At 50.1% G+C, this 19,946-nt stretch carries 17 protein-coding genes and 1 riboswitch; of the genes, 2 read left to right on the top strand and 15 right to left on the bottom strand.

From position 1 onward, the window contains the following. Positions 1 to 40: 40 nt before the first annotated feature. The 5 genes from rplW to DWX68_RS01275 form a co-directional block, all read right to left on the bottom strand. Entirely contained in the window at positions 41 to 340 is a 300-nt protein-coding gene (gene rplW, locus DWX68_RS01295) for a 50S ribosomal protein L23 (protein ID WP_022360573.1), read from the bottom strand. Continuing rightward, positions 340 to 960 (bottom strand): 50S ribosomal protein L4, encoded by a 621-nt coding sequence (gene rplD, locus DWX68_RS01290; protein WP_022360574.1) that lies wholly within the window; start codon positions 958 to 960, stop codon positions 340 to 342. Before rplD ends, rplW begins: the two co-directional genes overlap by 1 nt. A 29-nt stretch (positions 961 to 989) precedes the next feature. After that, the gene (gene rplC, locus DWX68_RS01285) at positions 990 to 1,625 is read right to left on the bottom strand and encodes a 50S ribosomal protein L3 (RefSeq protein ID WP_022360575.1); all 636 of its coding nucleotides are present in this window, start codon (positions 1,623 to 1,625) and stop codon (positions 990 to 992) included. A gap of 105 nt (positions 1,626 to 1,730) precedes the next feature. Further along, complete coding sequence (gene rpsJ, locus DWX68_RS01280; protein WP_022360576.1) at positions 1,731 to 2,048, bottom strand: 30S ribosomal protein S10; 318 nt, start codon at positions 2,046 to 2,048, stop codon at positions 1,731 to 1,733. A 423-nt stretch (positions 2,049 to 2,471) separates the two neighbouring features. Next, positions 2,472 to 3,860, bottom strand: a complete 1,389-nt coding sequence (locus tag DWX68_RS01275; RefSeq protein ID WP_118628425.1) for a cell wall-binding protein — start codon at positions 3,858 to 3,860, stop codon at positions 2,472 to 2,474. Positions 3,861 to 4,416: 556 nt separating this feature from the next. Between DWX68_RS01275 and DWX68_RS01270 the strand changes: the two genes are divergently transcribed. Beyond that, positions 4,417 to 5,283, top strand: a complete 867-nt coding sequence (locus DWX68_RS01270; RefSeq protein WP_117796499.1) for a class I SAM-dependent methyltransferase — start codon at positions 4,417 to 4,419, stop codon at positions 5,281 to 5,283. Between the two features lie 46 nt (positions 5,284 to 5,329). Here the strand turns inward: DWX68_RS01270 and DWX68_RS01265 are convergent, their stop codons facing one another. The 8 genes from DWX68_RS01265 to DWX68_RS01230 form a co-directional block, all read right to left on the bottom strand. Further along, complete coding sequence (locus DWX68_RS01265; protein ID WP_107000797.1) at positions 5,330 to 6,124, bottom strand: creatininase family protein; 795 nt, start codon at positions 6,122 to 6,124, stop codon at positions 5,330 to 5,332. 183 nt (positions 6,125 to 6,307) lie between these two features. Next, a complete protein-coding gene (locus DWX68_RS01260) occupies positions 6,308 to 6,919 on the bottom strand; it encodes an ECF transporter S component (protein ID WP_022360580.1) in 612 nt (203 codons plus the stop codon). Between the two features lie 181 nt (positions 6,920 to 7,100). Next, positions 7,101 to 7,218: riboswitch (FMN riboswitch) on the bottom strand. A gap of 271 nt (positions 7,219 to 7,489) precedes the next feature. Further along, positions 7,490 to 8,671 (bottom strand): S8 family peptidase, encoded by a 1,182-nt coding sequence (locus tag DWX68_RS01255; RefSeq protein WP_243027443.1) that lies wholly within the window; start codon positions 8,669 to 8,671, stop codon positions 7,490 to 7,492. A 28-nt stretch (positions 8,672 to 8,699) separates the two neighbouring features. Then, entirely contained in the window at positions 8,700 to 10,721 is a 2,022-nt protein-coding gene (locus tag DWX68_RS01250; RefSeq protein WP_243027441.1) for an alpha amylase C-terminal domain-containing protein, read from the bottom strand. A gap of 48 nt (positions 10,722 to 10,769) precedes the next feature. After that, the gene (locus tag DWX68_RS01245; RefSeq protein WP_118481967.1) at positions 10,770 to 12,638 is read right to left on the bottom strand and encodes an ABC-F family ATP-binding cassette domain-containing protein; all 1,869 of its coding nucleotides are present in this window, start codon (positions 12,636 to 12,638) and stop codon (positions 10,770 to 10,772) included. Beyond that, on the bottom strand, positions 12,635 to 13,405 hold the full coding sequence (locus DWX68_RS01240) for an exodeoxyribonuclease III (protein WP_118628424.1): 771 nt from the start codon (positions 13,403 to 13,405) through the stop codon (positions 12,635 to 12,637). Before DWX68_RS01240 ends, DWX68_RS01245 begins: the two co-directional genes overlap by 4 nt. 273 nt (positions 13,406 to 13,678) lie before the next feature. Next, a complete protein-coding gene (locus DWX68_RS01235; RefSeq protein ID WP_117796583.1) occupies positions 13,679 to 14,869 on the bottom strand; it encodes a dicarboxylate/amino acid:cation symporter in 1,191 nt (396 codons plus the stop codon). Between the two features lie 36 nt (positions 14,870 to 14,905). Beyond that, positions 14,906 to 15,832, bottom strand: coding sequence for a sugar phosphate nucleotidyltransferase (locus DWX68_RS01230; protein WP_107001017.1), 927 nt, complete (start codon positions 15,830 to 15,832; stop codon positions 14,906 to 14,908). A gap of 288 nt (positions 15,833 to 16,120) precedes the next feature. On the opposite strand from DWX68_RS01230, the gene DWX68_RS01225 reads away from it, so the two are divergent. Next, positions 16,121 to 16,483: a helix-turn-helix transcriptional regulator gene (locus DWX68_RS01225; protein ID WP_022360587.1), complete on the top strand. Its 363-nt coding sequence runs from the start codon at positions 16,121 to 16,123 to the stop codon at positions 16,481 to 16,483. A 173-nt stretch (positions 16,484 to 16,656) separates the two neighbouring features. On the opposite strand, the gene DWX68_RS01220 is transcribed toward DWX68_RS01225, so the two are convergent. Continuing rightward, positions 16,657 to 18,294, bottom strand: a complete 1,638-nt coding sequence (locus DWX68_RS01220) for an ATP-binding cassette domain-containing protein (protein WP_022360588.1) — start codon at positions 18,292 to 18,294, stop codon at positions 16,657 to 16,659. Between the two features lie 142 nt (positions 18,295 to 18,436). Further along, positions 18,437 to 19,936, bottom strand: coding sequence for a 4-alpha-glucanotransferase (gene malQ, locus DWX68_RS01215; protein ID WP_107000801.1), 1,500 nt, complete (start codon positions 19,934 to 19,936; stop codon positions 18,437 to 18,439). Positions 19,937 to 19,946: the final 10 nt, after the last annotated feature.

Genomic DNA, 19,946 nt, shown 5'->3' with positions numbered 1-19,946 from the left:
CGACATAGTGTTCGTCGTATAATTGTCTATTGAGGATGAATTATAAACCAGCGAAGATCTCGATCTCTTTGCTGTCCTCGGTCAGCTGAACGATAGCTTTCTTTGTTGCAGCTGTCTTACCGAAGGTCATGCCTCTTCTCTTTGTCTTGCCGTCCATGTTCATGGTGTTGACACTCTTAACTTTGGTGCCCGGGAACATCTTCTCAACGGCTTCTTTGATCATAGTTTTGTTTGCCTCGGTGTGTACCAGGAAGGTGTATTTCTTGTCTGTCATAGCATTCATACTCTTCTCAGTTACAACCGGTTTGAGGATTACGTCATAGTACTGTACGTTTGCCATTATGCATATACCTCCTCGATAGAAGCTACAGCAGCTTTGGTTGCTACTACTGTGTTGTATTTCAGGATATCGTAAACGTTGATGGTGCTTACGGAAGCAGTCTTAACGTCTGCCACGTTTCTAGCGGATAATACAGCCTTGTCACAAGCCTCATCCAGAACAACTAAAGCTTTGTTTACTTTCAGGTTGTTCATAACCTCAACAAATTTCTTTGTCTTGATCTCGTCGAAGTTCATAGCCTCAACTACGATGAACTTGTTCTCGTTTACACGGCTTGTCAGAGCGGATTTAAGAGCAGCTCTCTTCTCTTTCTTATTTAAACGGATTGTATAATCACGTGGTGTCGGAGCGAATACTACGCCGCCGCCCGTCCACTGCGGAGCTCTTGTTGAACCCTGTCTTGCATGTCCGGTACCTTTCTGTCTCCACGGTTTCTTACCACCGCCGGAAACTTCGGAACGGGTTTTTGCTTTCTGAGTTCCCTGACGTTTGTTAGCAAGCTGTGCTACAACTGCCATGTGAACCAGATGTTCATTTACTTCTACACCGAATACAGCATCATTCAGTTCTAATGTGCCAACTTCGTTGCCTTCTAAATTGAAAACAGATACGTTTGCCATCTGTATGTTCCTCCTTTCCCGTAAAAGCCTTATCTAGCGACCTTTACTGTCTCTTTGATTGTTACTAAGGATTTCTTCGGTCCCGGTACAGAGCCTTTAACAAGGAGTAAGTTGTTCTCAGTATCAACCTTAACAACCTCCAGGTTCTGAACAGTTACTTTTACGCTGCCCATGTGACCCGGCATTCCTTTGCCCTTAAATACGCGTCCCGGTGTGGTTGCAGAACCGTTGGAACCCTGATGACGATGGAACTTGGAACCGTGAGCCATCGGTCCTCTGTGCTGGCCGTGTCTCTTGATGGCACCCTGGAAACCTTTACCTTTGGAAATAGCAGTTGCATCAATTTTATCGCCTGCTGCGAAGATGTCTGCCTTGATTTCGTCTTTTACAGAATACTCTTCAGCATTCTCTAAGCGGAACTCTCTTACATATCTCTTGTAAGCAACGCCTGCTTTGTCAAAATGACCCTTAACCGGCTTTGTCACAAGTTTTTCTCTCTTGTCTACAAAACCAACCTGTACTGCTTTGTAGCCATCGTTCTCTTCTGTCTTAACCTGTGTAACAACACACGGTCCAGCCTGAAGAACGGTTACTGGAGTTAAAACTCCGTCTTCGTTGAAGATTTGAGTCATTCCGACTTTGGTAGCTAAAATCGCTTTCTTCATTAATCTGACCTCCTGTTTTTCTACAGCGGAACGCGTTCGTCAAACTCCCGCGTTCATCCTAGAACTGTCCAGATGTCTCTATCTAAACTAGTATAGGATTCTTAATTATTTGTTTTTCATCTTTACGTTGATGGACACGCCAGCCGGCATTTCCAGTCTCTGCAGTGCATCAACTGTCTTCTGGCTCGGAGCAATGATATCGATGAGTCTCTTATGAGTTCTCTGCTCGAACTGCTCTCTGGAATCTTTGTACTTATGAACTGCTCGCAGAATGGTTACTACCTCTTTCTTAGTTGGCAGCGGCACCGGTCCACTCACCTTTGATCCGTTTTTCTTTACAGTCTCAATGATTTTTGCAGCGGATGTATCTACCAGCTGATGATCATAAGCTTTCAGTGTGATTCTCATTACTTGACTTGCCATAAAAAAAGTCGCCTCCTTTTCGTACTATTAAGCACGACAAGCGGTGACTGTACACATACCCGTGTGTGTCCTCGCAGTCCACACACCAAATCCGTCATTTGTCTTCAGGATACTCTATTCTTGTACAGTGACTTGTCGCCAGTTTCCTAACTTGACATTCGCTCCGCGGAATAACCTGCTTATCATAAGCAGCAACCTCTCGTTTCATCGCTATCATGCCACAGCTTCGTTATAATAACACAGCTTTCTGGGAAATGCAAGTGTTTTTTTAAGAAAAAATCTATATTTTTCAAGAAAAAACAGGAGTTTCTTCTTCCGGTGGGTAATTACACCTTATATATAGAAGAAACTCCTGTTTATCCACAAGAATATATTTCCATGCAGAAATTTTATCTCAGTCGAGAAGACTCCCAGCTTTTTTAATTAATCCTCCCAATACGTCGGTTCCACCGGGGTTCTAGCCTCGTCGCTGCCATCGTCGCTTGTGCCGTCCACCTCTGTGACAACACCCGCAGAGCTTGTCTTAAACTTTGTGCCGTTCGCATCCTTCACGGTGCTGGATTTCACTACCTTGCCGCTCGTCGTTACCAGATAGTTTTTGTCATTGACTTCAATGACTTCATACTTGGTACCGCTGTCTGCCTTCTGAAGCTTACCCATGTAGTACAGGAATCCATCCTCCACACCTGAGTAGCCGCGTCCAGCCTTGTTGCCGCTGTCAGCGAAATAGAACTGTCCGGTCGTTCCGTCGCCCTCTACTACATTTCCCTTGCCTTTTACGACTGAGCTGGTCGCCTTGTCCGCGCCGAAGAAATAGCAGGCATACTGACCGCTCGTTCCTACCTCCAGACGTCTCAGACCATAGACCGGGTTGCCCTTCTCATTAAATAAGTAGGTAATATTGTTGATGCGGACCAGGTTGCTCGTCGAAGCGTCAGAAATCTTCGGACCCACCTTCGGCTCGCCGTTGCTTGAAAAATAATACCACTGTACATCGCTGCCGAGATCCAGATTGTAATCATCCTCCTCCGGCGGAGTCGTGGAGAGCCAGCCAGTCTGTACCTGACCGTTGCTCTGATAATAACGGTAATTTGCAAATCCAGAGGAATTTCCCATATCGACCCAGCCGGTCTGCATCGCTCCGTTTTCGTCGAAGCAGTAGTAGGTTCCGTCAATCTTATACTGTTTATATTTGGCACCGCCTAAAGAAGGCACATATTTCTTTCCTGAACTCTGAAAGTAGTACCAATGATGATCCTCATCGTCGTCGCCGGGTTTCACTTCATCATCGTCCTTTTTGGTATCATCCGGATCTTCCAGATATGCCCAGCCGATCTGCATGACACCATCTGCATTCGTGTAGTAGGTGTCATCATCCACCCAGCCCGTCTGCATCGCTCCATCACCGTCGAAGTAATAGTACTTACCGCCGATCTTGGACCAGCCGTCGGATACCATCTTTCCGCTGGTGGAGAAATAGTACCAGACCGTCGTAGCGGAAGTCTCGTTCCATGCCGGATTGCGCTTCGGCAGTTTCAGCCACTTGTCAGTCGCCATGATGCCGGTACTCTCGACAAAGTATTCGTCGTCCACCCAGCAGTTCGACGCGATGTTGCCCTGGGAATCGAGATAGCGCCAGAGATTGTCTGCGCCCTTCTTCCAGGTATTCGTCACCTTGTTGCCATTGTTGTCCACATATATCCAGCTGTTTCCAGACTGCTGCCAGCCTTCTGCCGCGTAAGATGTCAGGGTCGCCGCCCCTATCATCAGCGCTGCGGAAAGGACGCAGACTGCCAGTTTCTGTTTCTTCATATACAAGCCCTCCCAGTTCACGATTGATAACGTCTATTCTCCCACCTGCTGCGCATTCGCACACTTCCCGTCGTGTGGAGACTGCATCAGATGCTTATAACGCCTTGTTTTGTTCCAGATACGTGCAATCTATCTTTTACCTAATATACATTTTAACAGGAGATGTAGGAATCTTCAAGGAGATTTATCTTTCAATTTATTTACTTTTTTTTGGCAGGAAGCCGTTCAAAAGGTTTGACACGCCAATCAATGACCGATATAATTAGGTATGCATTTCAACTGAACCGTTTTTCCGGTCAGACAGACTGCGTTTATGGTTACTGTGCACGCATCGTGCCCAGTAACGGAATTTGCCGTGGCTTCGCATTTAAATACGGCAAATTCCTGCTGTCACCACGTTTTCTTACGGCACTTTCGGTTCCAAAAGTGCCTACCCGGGAACAGTAACCATTTATGCCATTTGGATGGAAATGGCTTATGGATAACACCGATTATAAAGGCGGCAGATACCCTTTTCCGGGGTTTGCGCCTCATTTTTTTGAAAGGATAAAATTTTATGTGGATTGCAGATGGATGGAACGATTATGAAGTGATTGACTGCTCCGAAGGAGAGAAACTGGAGCGGTGGGGCGACTATCTTCTGGTTCGCCCGGACCCGCAGGTTATCTGGAACACCCCCAAGACACACCGCGGCTGGAAAAAGATGAACGGACACTACCACAGAAGCTCCAAGGGCGGCGGCGAATGGGAATTTTTCGACCTGCCGGAGCAATGGTCGATCCATTACAAAGAACTGACCTTTAACTTAAAACCGTTCAGCTTCAAGCACACAGGCCTCTTCCCGGAGCAGGCGGCAAACTGGGACTGGTTCGGTGACCGCATCCGCAATGCCGGACGCCCAATCAAGGTTTTAAACCTCTTTGCCTACACAGGCGGCGCTACCCTGGCGGCAGCCGCAGCCGGCGCCAGCGTGACCCATGTGGACGCCTCCAAGGGCATGGTAGCCTGGGCGAAGGAAAACTCCCGTTCCTCCGGGCTGGAAAATGCACCCATCCGCTGGATCGTCGATGACTGTGTGAAATTTGTTGAGCGTGAGATCCGCCGCGGCAACCATTACGACGGAATCATCATGGACCCGCCGTCCTACGGCCGCGGACCGAAAGGCGAGATCTGGAAGATCGAAACTTCGATTTACCCGTTCGTGCAGCTCTGTACGAAACTGTTATCGGACAACCCGCTCTTCTTCCTCATCAACTCCTACACCACCGGGCTGGCGCCGTCCGTCCTGACCTATATGCTCTCAACCGAAGTTGCCTCCACCCACGGCGGCACAGTGAAATCGGACGAGCTGGGACTTCCGGTTACCCGCACCGGACTGGTATTACCATGCGGTGCATCCGGACGCTGGGAATCTGGTAAATAACACTGGTATTCGGATGACATAGACACCCCATTTTTAAGTTTGATTCCTATTCATTCCAATCCCGGATATCTAACAGCCCCGGGACCAGTTCCCGCGCACTCGTCTCTAATATAATTCGCCCCTTCTCGGCGCTTGCACCAGACGGATCTCCTCCAATTCCAATCGGCGATCCGTCTTTTGTTTTCCAGTCCTCCGACACCCAGCCGATCGAAACCGGACCGTATGGCTTCAGGGCGCGGGTCTTCTCAAACGCCGTCGGCTCTCCCGCTTCCGAAAGTTCCAGCTTCACAAGACTCTCATCGACCGCCATTACCATCGATGTCTCCATCTCTCCACCGTGGAAATCCCAGATATTCCCCTTTGAAATCGTTGCTTTTACATCCGGATGACCAAATGCCCCCGATGAAAGGATAAACGGTGCAATCCCCAGCTCACTCCGAAGTTCCCGGCTTAAAACCTGCGCAATCGGCGCATTCCCACCATGGCATACCAAAAAAGCCAGCTTCTTAAAACCGTGATGCGCCAGGCTGACGCATATATCATATAAGAGATGATAGTAAGTGTCCGGCCGGACTGTGACCGAACCGCAGAAATTCTTATGCTCTGTACTTAAGCCCACCGGAATCACCGGAAACAGCAGCATCGGGAAGTCTTCTTCCCCCTCTGCCTCCAGTGCCTTTTTGATCTCCTGACTCATCGCCTCCGCGATAATATCATCCGTTCCCAGTGGTGCCTGATTGCCGTGCTGTTCCAGCGCCCCGAGCGGAATCAGGACAATCGTGTTCTCACGGTCCACCTGCTCCATTTCCCATCTTGTCAAATCTCTATAGTTACGTATCATAGTATCTCCTCCTCTTATAAAAACAGATATGTCTTTGCACGTTCCATCAAACAAAAAAGGATTGTCCGGGATTCTTCCCCCAGGCAGCTTTCCCAGCGGTTTCCCGACAATCCTTTCTATGAAATGGTTCTGCCGTTTCACAGCAAACAGCCAAATCCGTCAAACCATTCCTCTTATTTCATTTTATACTGCTTTCGGCACAATCTTCGCCGCACGCAGGCGTACAAACAAAAGCTGTCCAACGATATAGTTGAGTCCCACTTTCAATACGTTGAATGGGATCGTCGCCAGGATGATAAATCCATTCAGGTCTTTGATCGCCGGGTTGACCGACGCCACCATGCGGATCACTTCATCCAGCGGCAGGCTCATCGCTTTCGCATATAACGGAAGCGTAATGTTCGCATTGATAAAGCATGCACACGCGGTGCGGATCACGATACTGAGCAGAAGTGCTTCTACAGCTGCCTTACGGTTAGCGCCCAGCTTCTGATAGAGGAACCACAGCGGCCATACGAACAGGAACGCCGCAATCAGGTTGGCCAGCTCACCGACGTACATCGTGTTAGTTCCGACAGTAATCAGCTTGATTAACAGCTTGATGACTTCTACACAGATACCGGATACCGGTCCCATCAGAAACACGGCAATCACAGACGGTACATCACTGAAATCCACCTTATAAAACGGCGGCATCATCGGAACCGAAAATTCCAATGACATCAGCACGCCAGCAACCGCTGCCAGCATCGCCGTATAAATCAATTTTTGAATACTCCATTTTCCTGTCTTCATCTTAAATCTCCTTTCGGTTTTAAAACTCATTTCTCCGAAGGAGGAGTATGAATCAAGTGCCGGACTAACTGCATTTGTAAAACTAAAAAAATCCCAGGTTGTTCGGGACCTGGGATAATAAATCGCAACTTAGCCGATGTACACCAGCCTGCTTACGCTCAAGCGGTACACTCTCTGACTCCTGCCTCTTCTCTCATCCAGACTATACTGTCGGTTTCGGAATCTCACCGAATCGGCCGCCATCGCGGTTCGCGGACTATACCGCCGGTAGGGAATTTCGCCCTGCCCCGAAGAAATCATGGTAATTACTCCGTCTTCATACATATAAACATATGAATCTGCGGGGCAATTATCTCACCCGTTCATAGTATCATATACAAACAAGAATTTCAATATTTTTTTAACAATCTTTCTTTTCGTTTTTCCCATCGTTACTGTTCACGCATACGTGCCCAGTAACGGAATTTGCCGTGGCTTCGCATTTAAATACGGCAAATTCCTGCTGCCACCACGTTTTCTTACGGCACTTTCGGTTCCAAAAGTGCCTACCTGCGAACAGTAACTTCCCATCTACGGCATTGCCGCCCCGGCATCCAGCATACCGCCGGTTGCCACCTTGCCGGACAGACTCTCAATCGGCCGCGCCGACTGCAGAATACGGTTTCTCACATCCATAAGCGACAGGGACGCATCGCAGGAGTACAGCATTGCCGCCGTTCCGGTCACCATCGGCGCCGCCATCGATGTGCCGCTCATGTAGGCATAGTCATTGCCCGTGATCGTGCTCAGGATATAATTGCCCGGCGCTGCCAAATCCACGCTTCTCACCCCGTAATTGGACGCACGGTCGAGCTGACCGTCAAAGCGCAGGTTTGCCACGGAAATGATATTGTCCAGTTCAAAGCTTGCCGGGTACATCGGCTGCTCATCGATGCTGTAGCCATTGCCGGAGGCGTCACCGTTTCCAGCCGCCACAATAAACAGCATCTCCGAATCCTTGATCGCCTGATACAGCTCCTCGCTATATTTCATCGTCCCAAAGCTCAGATTGCAGATCGACGCGCCATTCGCCTGCGCATACCGGATCGCCTTAACCACATTGCTGACGGTTCCGACACCGGACGATGTTCCAAGCGTCTTGATCACCATGATCTTCACATACGCCGAATCGCAGATTCCAACCGTTCCGACTCCATTTCTCGCCGCCGCGATCGTGCCCGCCGAGTGGGTACCATGATTGTCATCCGCCCCGGTAAATACCTGGGCATTATTATCATAGAAATTCCAGCCGTAAACGTCATCGATATAACCATTTCCGTCATTGTCAATGCCATCGCCCGGGATTTCCCCCGTATTCGTCCAGATCGAACCGCTAAGCTCCGGGTGAGTTATGTCAACCCCTGTATCAATCAGCGCCACAATCACCTGACGTTTTCCACTTTTCGCGCCATATTTCTTCCATGCCGGGACAATATTTATATCGATCCCTTCCAGAGAACGAACCGTTCCATCTGCTGAGAGCGCCGGGCTGCCGGTAATCGCCCCAATCGCTGCATCCACCGCCGCCGTATGGCTCGGCACCAGACGCAGTTCACCTGTATTTAAAAAAGCCCACTGATAGGAGGCATAGGAATCCGCATAGGGAACCGATTCCCGTGACGGACCCGCCGCATATGCCGGAAGCGCCGCGCTCCCTGCCATCATGGCAGCACACAGGGCGGCTGCCAGCCCTCTAAAAAGTTTCTTTTTCAACTTGCTTTATCCTCTTTCAATTCCGTTCTTACAGTTCGCGCGCTGCCGCAACCACAGTCTCCGCTTCCTTTGCCGGTTCTTTTCTGACATTCTGCCGTTTTACCGATTTTACCACTTTCCCGGCTTTTTTGCCATCCTTTTCGGATGCCGGACCGGAAATTGGCTTAAAGCCGCGAAATACCAGAATACTCCGCGGCGGAACCATATACTGGCGAAGCTCTTCCTGCGGCTCCTGCCCTGCCTCTAGGCTTTCCGGCGGACAGATTCCGTTATTGTCTGCGTCGTCTGTGTTGATGCACAGAGTCCACTGCATTCCCTTCGGAAGTTTCGGAAGATCAAATTCATGCGGCTCCCAGTGCATATTGTAGGCGACAAAGAAATAGTCATCGCTGGTGCCGTCCGCTCTCCGCCCGTACTCGCCGCAGTAGAGAATACCGAGCTGGCGGCGGAAGTTTTCAAACTCCGGGCACCATGTTTTGACGCCGTGGTAGGAAACGTCCGGGTGTCCGCAGACGAGGTAATCAATATTTTTCGGCTCCATCGGCAGGTGGAACACTGGATGCGCTTTGCGGAACGCTATCATATATTTTACAAATTCATAAATATCCCGGTTTGTCTCCAGCTGATGCCAGTTGAGCCAGGAAATCTCATTGTCCTGACAGTAAGCATTATTGTTGCCGTTCTGGGAATTGCCGAACTCATCGCCCGCTAAAAACATCGGTGTTCCCTGACTCAAAAAGAGCAGCAGAAATGCGTTGCGGAGCTGTTTTTTCCGCATCTGCACAATCTTCCTTTTCCGCGTCGTGCCCTCGATGCCGCAGTTCCACGTATAATTATAATCGTTTCCGTCCCGGTTATTCTCCCCGTTCGCCTCGTTGTGCTTCTGCTCACAGGAAACCATATCCATCATCGTAAAGCCATTTGTCGCCGCCATATAGTTGATCACGCCATATGCGTCCGGATTCCGGCGTGTCTGGTAAATGAGACGGCCGACCTGATCCTCATCGCCCTTTAATACCCGGCGCATATCGGTCAAAAATCCCTCATTGTACTCGCCCAGATGCCAACGGCGCTCCCGCAGCTTCGATGCCGCTGCCGTTTTTGGCACGCGCACGCCATCCCAGGAACCAGCTAATAGCTTCGTATCAGCTAACAGCGGATCCGACGCCAGCAGTTCGGCCGGCGCAAACCCGGACAGGTGCACGCCATCCACATGGTACTCGTAAACCCAGAAACGGACTGCCTCCTGCGCCAGCGCCGCGCTCTCCTTCCCGGTAAAATAAAGCTCAACCAGCACCTCAATATCATTTTTATGAAATTCCTTCACCAGATCCTTAAATTCCCGCTCCGGTTCTTTCTCTTTCCCAGATGTATATGAAGCTTTCGGCGCGAACAGGTATCCCTCCCCATAGCCCCAGTAATTGAGCCGTCCGGTCGGTGCCCCGGTCGCATATGGATTCCCGTCTGCCCCATCCTCCATCATCACTTCCTGAAATTCATTCGGCATCATTAATTCAACTGCTGTGATACCCAATTCCTTTAAATAGGGAATTTTCTCCGTCAGCGCACGGAACGTTCCCCGCTCCCCGACGCCAGAAGAAGTATGACGGGTAAATCCGCGCACATGCAAGCGGTACAGGATCGTCTCATCATATGGATGTTTCAGCGGCTGATCCATTTCCCAGTCATACGTTTCTTCCGGAAAACGGCAGCGCATCGGACGGAGCGCAGCTTTTAGATCGCCCCAGCGCTCATGTCCTGTATAGATACGCCCGCACGGATCCGGCAGCTCCCCCTGCTCGGTCTCGATCGTGTATTCCAGTCCCGAAAAATCATCGCCCGCAAGCTCCATCATCCAGAGATCCCCCACCCGTTCTTCCGGGGAAAATGGGATCCGAACACCCTGTTTTTTACCTGTCTCATAAATTGCCAGATGGCAGAATGTCCCCGGTGCCTCGACGCACAAGTGCATTCCCGTCTCTGTCCGCTTGATTCCCGGTGTAAAATCAGGGGTTCTTATCTTCTGTCTCACGATTTTTTCTGCTTTCACCTGTATCCCCTCCACGTTTTCATACGGCACTTTCGGTTCCAAAAGTGCCTACTTGTGAGCAGCTGCCTGCGCTTCTATTTTTTCCGCCAGATCGTTCAGATACATCCAGCGGTCCATCTTTTCTTCCAAAAGAGCTTCTTTTTCCTCTTTTTCCTTTATGATGCCGTTCAGAGCCGTATAATCGCGGGCAGAGTCCTGCATCTGCTGCTCTAGATCCGCGATTGCCTCTTCCAGCGCCGCGATATCATCCTCGATCGTCTCCCACTCTTTCTGCTCCATATAGCTGAATTTGAGCTTTTTCTCGCGCTGGCGGCCGCGGTTTTTATCCTTTGCCGTCTCCGCTGCATCTGACGTTCCCGCACCAGAAGCGCCTCCGATCTTCTGGCCTCTGCCGTGTTCCTGACCGGATTCCTCCATCTCTGCCGCTATGCGTTCCCCACAGGCTGCCTGATAGTCGGTATAGCCGCCCTCATACTGACGGATCGCGCCGCCGCCCTCAAAGGCGAAGATCCGGCGCACTACGCGGTCAAGGAAATACCGGTCATGCGATACCGTAATCACGATCCCCTGGAAATGATCAAGATAATCCTCCAGAATCGTCAGCGTGCTGATATCCAGGTCGTTGGTCGGCTCGTCGAGCAGAAGGACGTTTGGCGCGCCCATCAGGATATGGAGCAGATAGAGTCTGCGCCGCTCGCCGCCCGATAGCTTGCCGATCAGCGTGTACTGCATATGGGACGGGAACAGGAACCGTTCCAACATCTGGGATGCCGATACCAGCCCGTCCGCCGTCCGCACGTACTCTGCCACATTTTTAATGTAGTCGATCACGCGCATCGACTGATCCATATCTTCGTTTTCCTGTGAAAAATAACCCATTTTTACGGTCTGGCCGATGATCGTCTCGCCCGAATCCGGTTTCACCCAGCCGGTAATCATCTTCATCAGCGTCGATTTGCCGCTGCCGTTCGGTCCGATGATGCCGATGCGGTCATCCTTCAAGAAGATATAGGAAAAATCATCGATCAGGAGGCGGTCACCATACGCCTTATGAAGATGGTGTGCCTCGACCGTGGTTCGTCCGAGACGGCTGGAAATCGAGCTCATCTCCACATTTCCATCTACTTTCGGCGCTTCCACCGCACTCAACGCCTCGAAGCGCTGAATACGCCCTTTCTGCTTCGTGCTGCGTGCCTGTGCGCCGCGTCGGATCCACGCCAGCTCCGTCCGCAGGATATTCTGGCGTTTCTGCTCCGAGCTCACCGCCATCGCCTCGCGCTCTGCCTTTAATTCCAGATAGCCCTCATAGTCGGACTGATAACTGTACAGCTTTCCCTTGTCCAGTTCGACGATGCGGTTCGTCACGTTATCAAGGAAATACCGGTCGTGCGTGATCATCAGAAGCGCGCCGCGGAATTTTTTCAGGTACTCTTCCAGCCAGTCCGCCATCGCACTGTCCAGATGGTTCGTTGGCTCGTCTAAAATCAACAGATCCGCCGTCGATAACAGCACCGCTGCGAGGGCAACGCGCTTTCTCTGTCCGCCCGAAAGTGTCTCCACCTTGGCACTATAATCGGTGATTCCAAGCTTATTCAGCATGGATTTCGCATCGCCCTCGAGATCCCAGGCGTGCTCATGCGCCATATTTTCCCGGATCACGCAGTCTAAGACGGTCCGTCCCGCTTCAAACTCCGGATTCTGAGGCAGATAACGGATATAGAGATTTCGTCCCTTTACCACCGTACCCTCATCCGGCTCTTCCAGACCGGCTACAATCTTTAGAAGAGTAGATTTTCCGGTTCCGTTGATGCCGATGAGACCAATCTTATCACCTTCACCGATGGAAAATGCCACGTCATCAAAAAGCAGCCGTTCCGTATATGATTTTTTCAGATGTTCTGCTGTCAGTAAATTCATGTCTCATCCCGATCCTTTATCTGTAATTCTACCGGGCAGTGATCCGAACCCAGTATCTCCGTATGAATCTGTGTGCCCGCCAGCCGGTCCTTCAAGCTCTTGGAAACACAAAAATAATCAATCCGCCACCCAGCATTCTTCTCGCGCGCCTTAAACCGGTACGACCACCAGGAATAAACGCCCTCTTTATCCGGGTAAAAATAGCGGTACGTGTCGATATATCCAGAGTCCAGAAGCTCCGTAAACTTGCTTCTCTCCTCATCCGTAAATCCGGCATTTTTCCGGTTCGTCTTTGGATTTTTCAGGTCAATCTCCGTGTGTGCCACATTCAGATCCCCACAGAAAATAACTGGCTTTTTCCCCTCCAGCTTCTTCAAAAACTGGCGGAAATCATCCTCCCACTGCATCCGGTACGGAAGTCTCGCCAACTCATTCTGGGAGTTCGGCGTATAGCAGGTCACCACATAATAATCCGGGTACTCCGCCGTAATGACGCGCCCTTCATGATCGTGCTTCTCAATGCCAAGACCATAGCTCACGCTAAGCGGCTCCTCCTTCGAAAACAACGCCGTTCCTGAATATCCCTTCTTCTCCGCATAGCTCCAATACTGATAATACCCCGGAAGCTCCAGATCAATCTGCCCTTCCTGCAGCTTGCTCTCCTGAATACAGAAAATATCCGCATCCAGCTCATGAAATACATCCAGAAATCCCTTTCCCACACACGCCCGCAAGCCGTTTACGTTCCAGGAAATCATTTTTTTCATTCTATCTCTCCTTTTTATCAAATAAGGTTTTTCCAATACATAAAAAGACAGCAGGCAGGTGGCAGACGCTCCGAAACTGGTCTGTGGATGCAGAGCAGGCTTTCGCCTATCAGTTGTACGCATCTTGAACACGCTTGTCCGAATGGGGCGGACGCAAGTCCGACACAGACGAACAAGTGTAGTGAAAGCAAGCGGGCAACGATAGTGCGAAGAGCCAGCGGCATTCACAGACCTGTTTCGGGGCGGCTGCTGCCTGCCCCACCTCTCTCATTTTTATAAATCTACGTGTAAATCCTGATGTTTAATCCCATGTTTCTCCACATATCCCGTCAGCATCAGGGTCAGCGCGCCATCGCCCGTTACGTTGCAGGCAGTACCAAAACTGTCCTGAAGCGCAAAGATCGTCAGCATTAGCGCCGTTCCGGTCGCATCGAAACCGAGGACACCGGTGATCAGTCCCAGAGACGCCATAACCGTACCGCCCGGAACACCCGGTGCACCTACGGCAAATACACCTAAAAGAACACAGAACAGAACCATCGTCATCATATCCGGGAGGGCGCCGTACAAAATCTTGGATACCGTCATGACAAAGAATACCTCGGTCAGAACCGAACCGCACAGATGGATATTCGCAAACAGCGGAATACCGAAATCAACCATATCGTCACGAAGCGGCTCTGCCTTTTTGGCACAGCTGAGCGCCACTGCCAGGGTCGCCGCAGAAGACATCGTACCGACTGCCGTCAGATATGCCGGACCATAATGCTTGATAACGCCTCTCGGGTCACGGCCAGAGTAAATACCAGCCAGTGTATACAGCAGCGCCATCCAGATATAGTGGCCTGCCATAACAATCAGGATAACCGAAATGAAGATCGGAGCCTGTTTTGTGATGGTTCCCTCATATGCCAGGGAACAGAACGTAAATGCGATGTAAACCGGAAGAATCGGAATGACAATCTTCTGTACAATCTCCAGAACGATCTTCTGGAACTCGTCTAAGAGTTTCGTTACCGTCACCGCCTTGGTCCAGGTCGCTGCCAGACCAATCATAACGGAAAATACCAGCGCACTCATAACGCCCATGATCGGCGGAATGTCCAATTTAAAGACAACCTCCGGCAGACTGCGCAGTCCATCGACTGCCGACTGAATCGACATATGCGGAATCAGCGTATATCCGGCTGCCATCGAAAACAGCGCCGCGCCAAGAGACGATGTATACGCCAGAATCAGCGCTACTCCGAGCAATCTGGAGGCATTCTTTCCAAGCTTCGTGATCGACGGGGCAATAAAGCCAATGACGATCAGCGGTACACAGAACGATATAATCTGCCCAAAAATATAATTCAGCGTCACAACGAGATTCATAAAACTTTCATTTGCTATAAGACCGGCAATAATACCGATCGCTACACCCAGCACCAGCCGAAACGGCAGGCTTTTCATCAACTTGCTCATACCCATTTTTCCTTCCTAATACCTATCTCTTCATTCTTACTCTTCCCAAAGTTTTTTCGGATACAGACCGCCGTCCTTCATCCCCTGGATCGCATCTGTCACCATCTTCTTATCTTCCTTGTAGGTCACGCCGTACCAGCGGTCCACGCTCTTTAACACGGTCACCTCGGCTTTCCCCTCTTTCAGAAGTTCATCCACCACAAACGGTAGGAAATACTCACATTTGAGTGGATTTACCGACAGGTTTTTCTCCAAAAATGGAACAAAACGCGCCTTTAACTCCTTTAAGATGCTGGAGGTAAAGCCCCAGAGGTTCATCGATACAAGCGTATCCTCCCCCAGCTGCTCCCAGGTTGCGCCGTCATCCTCGGTATATTCCGCCTGATCGCCGTGCTTCTCGATGCGCGTTCTCTCGTGGATATCTGCCAGATGTCCATCCGCATCCACCGTACAGACGCCGCGCGCCACATGCCCATTTTCCGTCAATGTGTTGTAGAGATGATAGGCAACCATCGCATACTGATATTTGTCATCATCACCGCAGGATGCCAGACGATCATAGATCGCCTTGAATGCCGATTTTCCATAGTAATCATCCGCGTTGATCACCGCAAACGGTCCGTCGATCACCTCGCTGCAGCAGAGAATCGCATGACCGGTTCCCCACGGTTTGACGCGTCCCTCTGGAACCTCAAATCCATCCGGAAGGCGGTCATTTTCCTGATACACATACTCCACCTGCACGTGCTTTTCCATGCGGTTTCCGATATGTTCCTTAAACTCTTTCTCAATCGATTTCTTGATAATAAATACGACCTTTTCGAATCCAGCCTCGACTGCGTCGAAGATCGAAAAATCGATGATCAGATCTCCTTCCCGATCGACCGGATCAATCTGCTTCAAGCCGCCGTACCGGCTGCCCATACCAGCCGCCATGATCACCAGAACTGGCTTCTGACTCATGAAAATTGTCCTCGCTTTCTGTTTCTTATCCACAATTCTGCCCGTTTTCATTCAAAGCAGAATTGCCTATTTCCTTTTATTTTAAACCAATTCGGGCAGACTGTAAACAGTAAAACAAAAACCCGGCTGCCGTTTTATTCCATAGAGCGGATATTCTTTTTTTGTTTACATTTTTATAAATGTATTTTTTACTGTTTCTACACCAGTTAATTGTATCTTTTAGTTCTGCGCATACTTGTATGATAGATTGTTTTCACAAATATTTGATGTATGCGGGAGGTGCTTTAAATGATTGCTGCTGGTGACCGGCTCCGTGATTTACGGGAGGACAAAGGAAAAACGCAGGCGGAAATTTCCAGTCTGCTGGGTACAACTCAGCAAATCTATTCCCGCTATGAAACAAACCGGACGGATCTGCCTCTTCGGCATCTGATAAAACTGGCGGATTATTACCAGGTCAGCGCCGATTATATTCTCGGTCGAACCTCCTACCCGAAGAATCCGCCCGAAATGGCGAAACCATTTCTTAAAAATGTCACCTATGGAGAGGTCAATGGGCGTATCTCATCATTCCAGACTTCCACGAAAAAGCAGTTGATCGAATACATCAATTACCTGGTTTATCTGGAATCACGCCATAAGAAGGATTGATCGCGCTAAAAACGGGACATTGACACCATAGATGTGCAAAAGACAGCTCCAGGCATCGCTCACATGCAGCGTCTGGGGCTGTCTTTTATCTTTCAGACTTTTGTGCTTTCATCTCGGCAATTGAATAACCGAGGATTCTCGCTTATTATCCTAAATCACTTTGATTCCAGCTCTTAGTCGTCCTCTTCCTCACTATCCGTAACAGTAAATACCTGACGTTTTCTCGCCATCTCATCGTTTGCCAGATACTCATCGTAAGTAGTAATCTTATCGATCAGCTTGCCGTTTACGATTTCCATGATACGGTTTGCGGTCGTCTCAACGATCTGGTGGTCACGGGAGGAGAATAACAGCACGCCCGGGAACTTGATCATACCGTTGTTCAGAGCGGTAATGGACTCCATATCCAGATGGTCGGTCGGCTCGTCCAGAATCAGGACATTGGAACCGGAGATCATCATCTTAGAAAGCATGCAGCGCACCTTCTCACCACCAGAAAGAACGCGGACCTTCTTCACGCCGTCCTCACCGGCAAACAGCATACGTCCTAAGAATCCGCGGACATAAGTCACATCCTTAACCGGAGAGTACTGGGTCAGCCAGTCTACGATCGTGTCGTCGTTATCGAACTCTTTCGAATTGTCCTTCGGAAAATATGCCTGACTGGTGGTCAGACCCCATTTATAGGATCCCTCATCCGGCTCCATCTCGCCGGAAAGAATCTTGAAGAGAACGGTCTTTGCCTGCTCGTTCGGCCCTACAAATGCTACCTTGTCCTCGCGTCCGAGAATGAAGGAAATATTATCAAGAACCTTCACACCATCGATAGTCTTAGACAGGTTCTCTACGCTTAATACCTCATTACCGATCTCACGTTCCGGACGGAAGTCGATATACGGGTACTTACGGCTGGACGGTTTGATCTCATCTAACTCAATCTTCTCCAGAGCACGTTTTCTGGAGGTTGCCTGCTTAGACTTGGAAGCATTGGCAGAAAATCGCTGGATGAACTCCTGCAGCTCCTTGATCTTCTCTTCCTTCTTCTTGTTGGCTTCCTTCATCTGCTTGATCATCAGCTGGCTGGACTCGTACCAGAAATCGTAGTTTCCGGCATAGAGCTGAATCTTGCCATAGTCGATATCTGCGATCTGGGTGCAGACTTTATTTAAGAAGTAACGGTCATGGGATACCACGATAACCGTATTCTCAAAGTTGATCAAGAACTCCTCGAGCCATGCGATCGCATCGAGATCCAAGTGGTTTGTCGGCTCGTCGAGAAGCAGGATGTCCGGGTTTCCGAACAGTGCCTGTGCCAGAAGAACTTTGACCTTCTGGGCACCGGTCAGATCTGCCATCTGTTTGTAGTGGAGATCCGTCTCGATTCCCAGACCATTTAAAAGGTTCGCCGCGTCGGACTCTGCCTCCCAGCCGTTCATCGTGGCGAACTCGCCCTCCAGCTCGGCAGCCTTGACGCCGTCCTCCTCGGAGAAGTCTTCCTTCATGTAGATGGCTTCCTTCTCTTTCATGATCTCGTAGAGTCTCGCATTTCCCATAATAACGGTATCAAGTACCGGATATGCGTCATATTTAAAGTGATCCTGCTGTAAGAATGAAAGTCTCTGTCCCGGTGTGATGATAACCTCACCATTGGTCGGTTCCAGCTGTCCGGACAGGATTCGTAAAAAGGTAGACTTTCCGGCACCGTTGGCACCGATGAGTCCGTAGCAGTTTCCCTCGATAAATTTAATGCTTACGTCCTCAAATAACGCCTTCTTTCCTACTCGCAGTGTTACATTGCTTGTACTAATCATGGCAATTTCCTTTCATACTGTTCAAATCGTTCATACTCCCCAGGTGCATCTTTGCCCCAGGCGGGTGCAATCCATGTATATTTTACAGGTTTTTCCCGAATTTGCAAGCATTTTACGGGTTTTTATTCCCATCCGACAAAAACTAAAATCTTCCGAACGTATCCACCAGCCAGGACAAATAATCTGCCCGCTCATCCGTAAACTGCCCCGGAAGCAGACGCCAGCGCCAGTTTTCCCCGAGAGTTCCCGGCGTATTCATGCGCGCCCAGTTATCGAGCTTCAACACATCCTGCATCTGGAAAATGGCAACGCTCGCGACTGAACCGTATGCCGCGCGGAACACGCGGTCTACCACCTCACTCTGGTGTGCTGCACCGAGGTAATCGGCAATGTACTGAAGCTCCCACCACTGACGTTTTTCCGGTTTGAAATACCCCGCCAGCGTCTCATTGTCGTGCGTTCCACCGTAGACTACGGAGTTCGGGTCATAGCAGTGCGGCAGATGCTCGTTGAAACGGTCGCCACTGAACGCAAACTCAATGATCTTCATGCCCGGATAGCCCGTCTCTGCCAGCAGATCCTTGACCTCCTGACAGAAGACACCCAGATCCTCCGCGATGATCTTCGTCTCGCCTGCCGCCTCGTCAAGTGCGTCGGTCAGCTTTTTGCCCGGACCTTTCTCCCACTCGCCGTCTTTCGCAGTCACAGCGCCATACGGGATTGCATAATACTGCACCACGCCGATGAAATGGTCGATCCGCACCGCATCGTAGAGCTTCGCGGACGCTTTCATCCGGCTTCGCCACCAGGCGAAATCGGTTTGTTCCATTTTCTCCCAGTCGTAAAGCGGGTTGCCCCAGAGCTGTCCATCCTCTGAAAATGCATCCGGCGGCACACCCGATACCTTGAGCGGCGTCAGATTTTCCTCGTCGAGCTGGAACAGCTCCGGGTGGCTCCAGACATCCGCGCTGTCGAGCGCCACGTAAATCGGAATATCGCCGACGATCTGAAGTTCTTTTTCTTTTGCATACTGTTTTAATTTTTTCCACTGTTCAAAAAACTTAAACTGTAAGAACTTCCAGTAATTTATTTCTTCTGCCAGCTCTTCGCGGCATGCCGAAAGCGCCTCCGGACGGCGGAACCGGATGTCCTCGTCCCAGTCCATCCAGCCTTTTCCTTCATATTTACCCTTGACTGCCATATAGAGCGCATAGTCGTCCAGCCATTCTTCATTTTCTTCCAGAAATGCCTGATATTCCTCACTTTCCTTATGGCTGCTCCGCTCATACGCCTTGCGCAGAAGCGGAAAACGGTAATAATACAGCGCGTCATATTTGACCTGATCCTGCTTGTCGCACCACCAGCAGGCGTCTATCTCATCCTGGGTCAGAAGTTTCTCGTCTTTCAGCGTATCCAGATCAATAAAATACGGATTTCCCGCAAATGCAGAGTAGGACTGGTACGGGCTGTCCCCGTAGCAGGTCGGTCCCATCGGAAGCACCTGCCAGTACGTCTGGCGTCCGCGTTTTAACTGATCAATAAACTCATACGCCGCCCGTCCGAACGTACCGATTCCATACGGCGACGGCAGGCTGAAAATCGGCATCAGTACGCCTGCGCCGCGTTTTAACATTGTCTTCATCGCTTCGTTT

The organism is Clostridium sp. AF20-7 (assembly GCF_003479275.1).
Taxonomy (GTDB): domain Bacteria; phylum Bacillota; class Clostridia; order Lachnospirales; family Lachnospiraceae; genus Otoolea; species Otoolea fessa.
The sequence above is the reverse complement of the archived record's forward strand: the minus strand, read 5'-3'. Positions and strand labels throughout refer to the sequence as shown.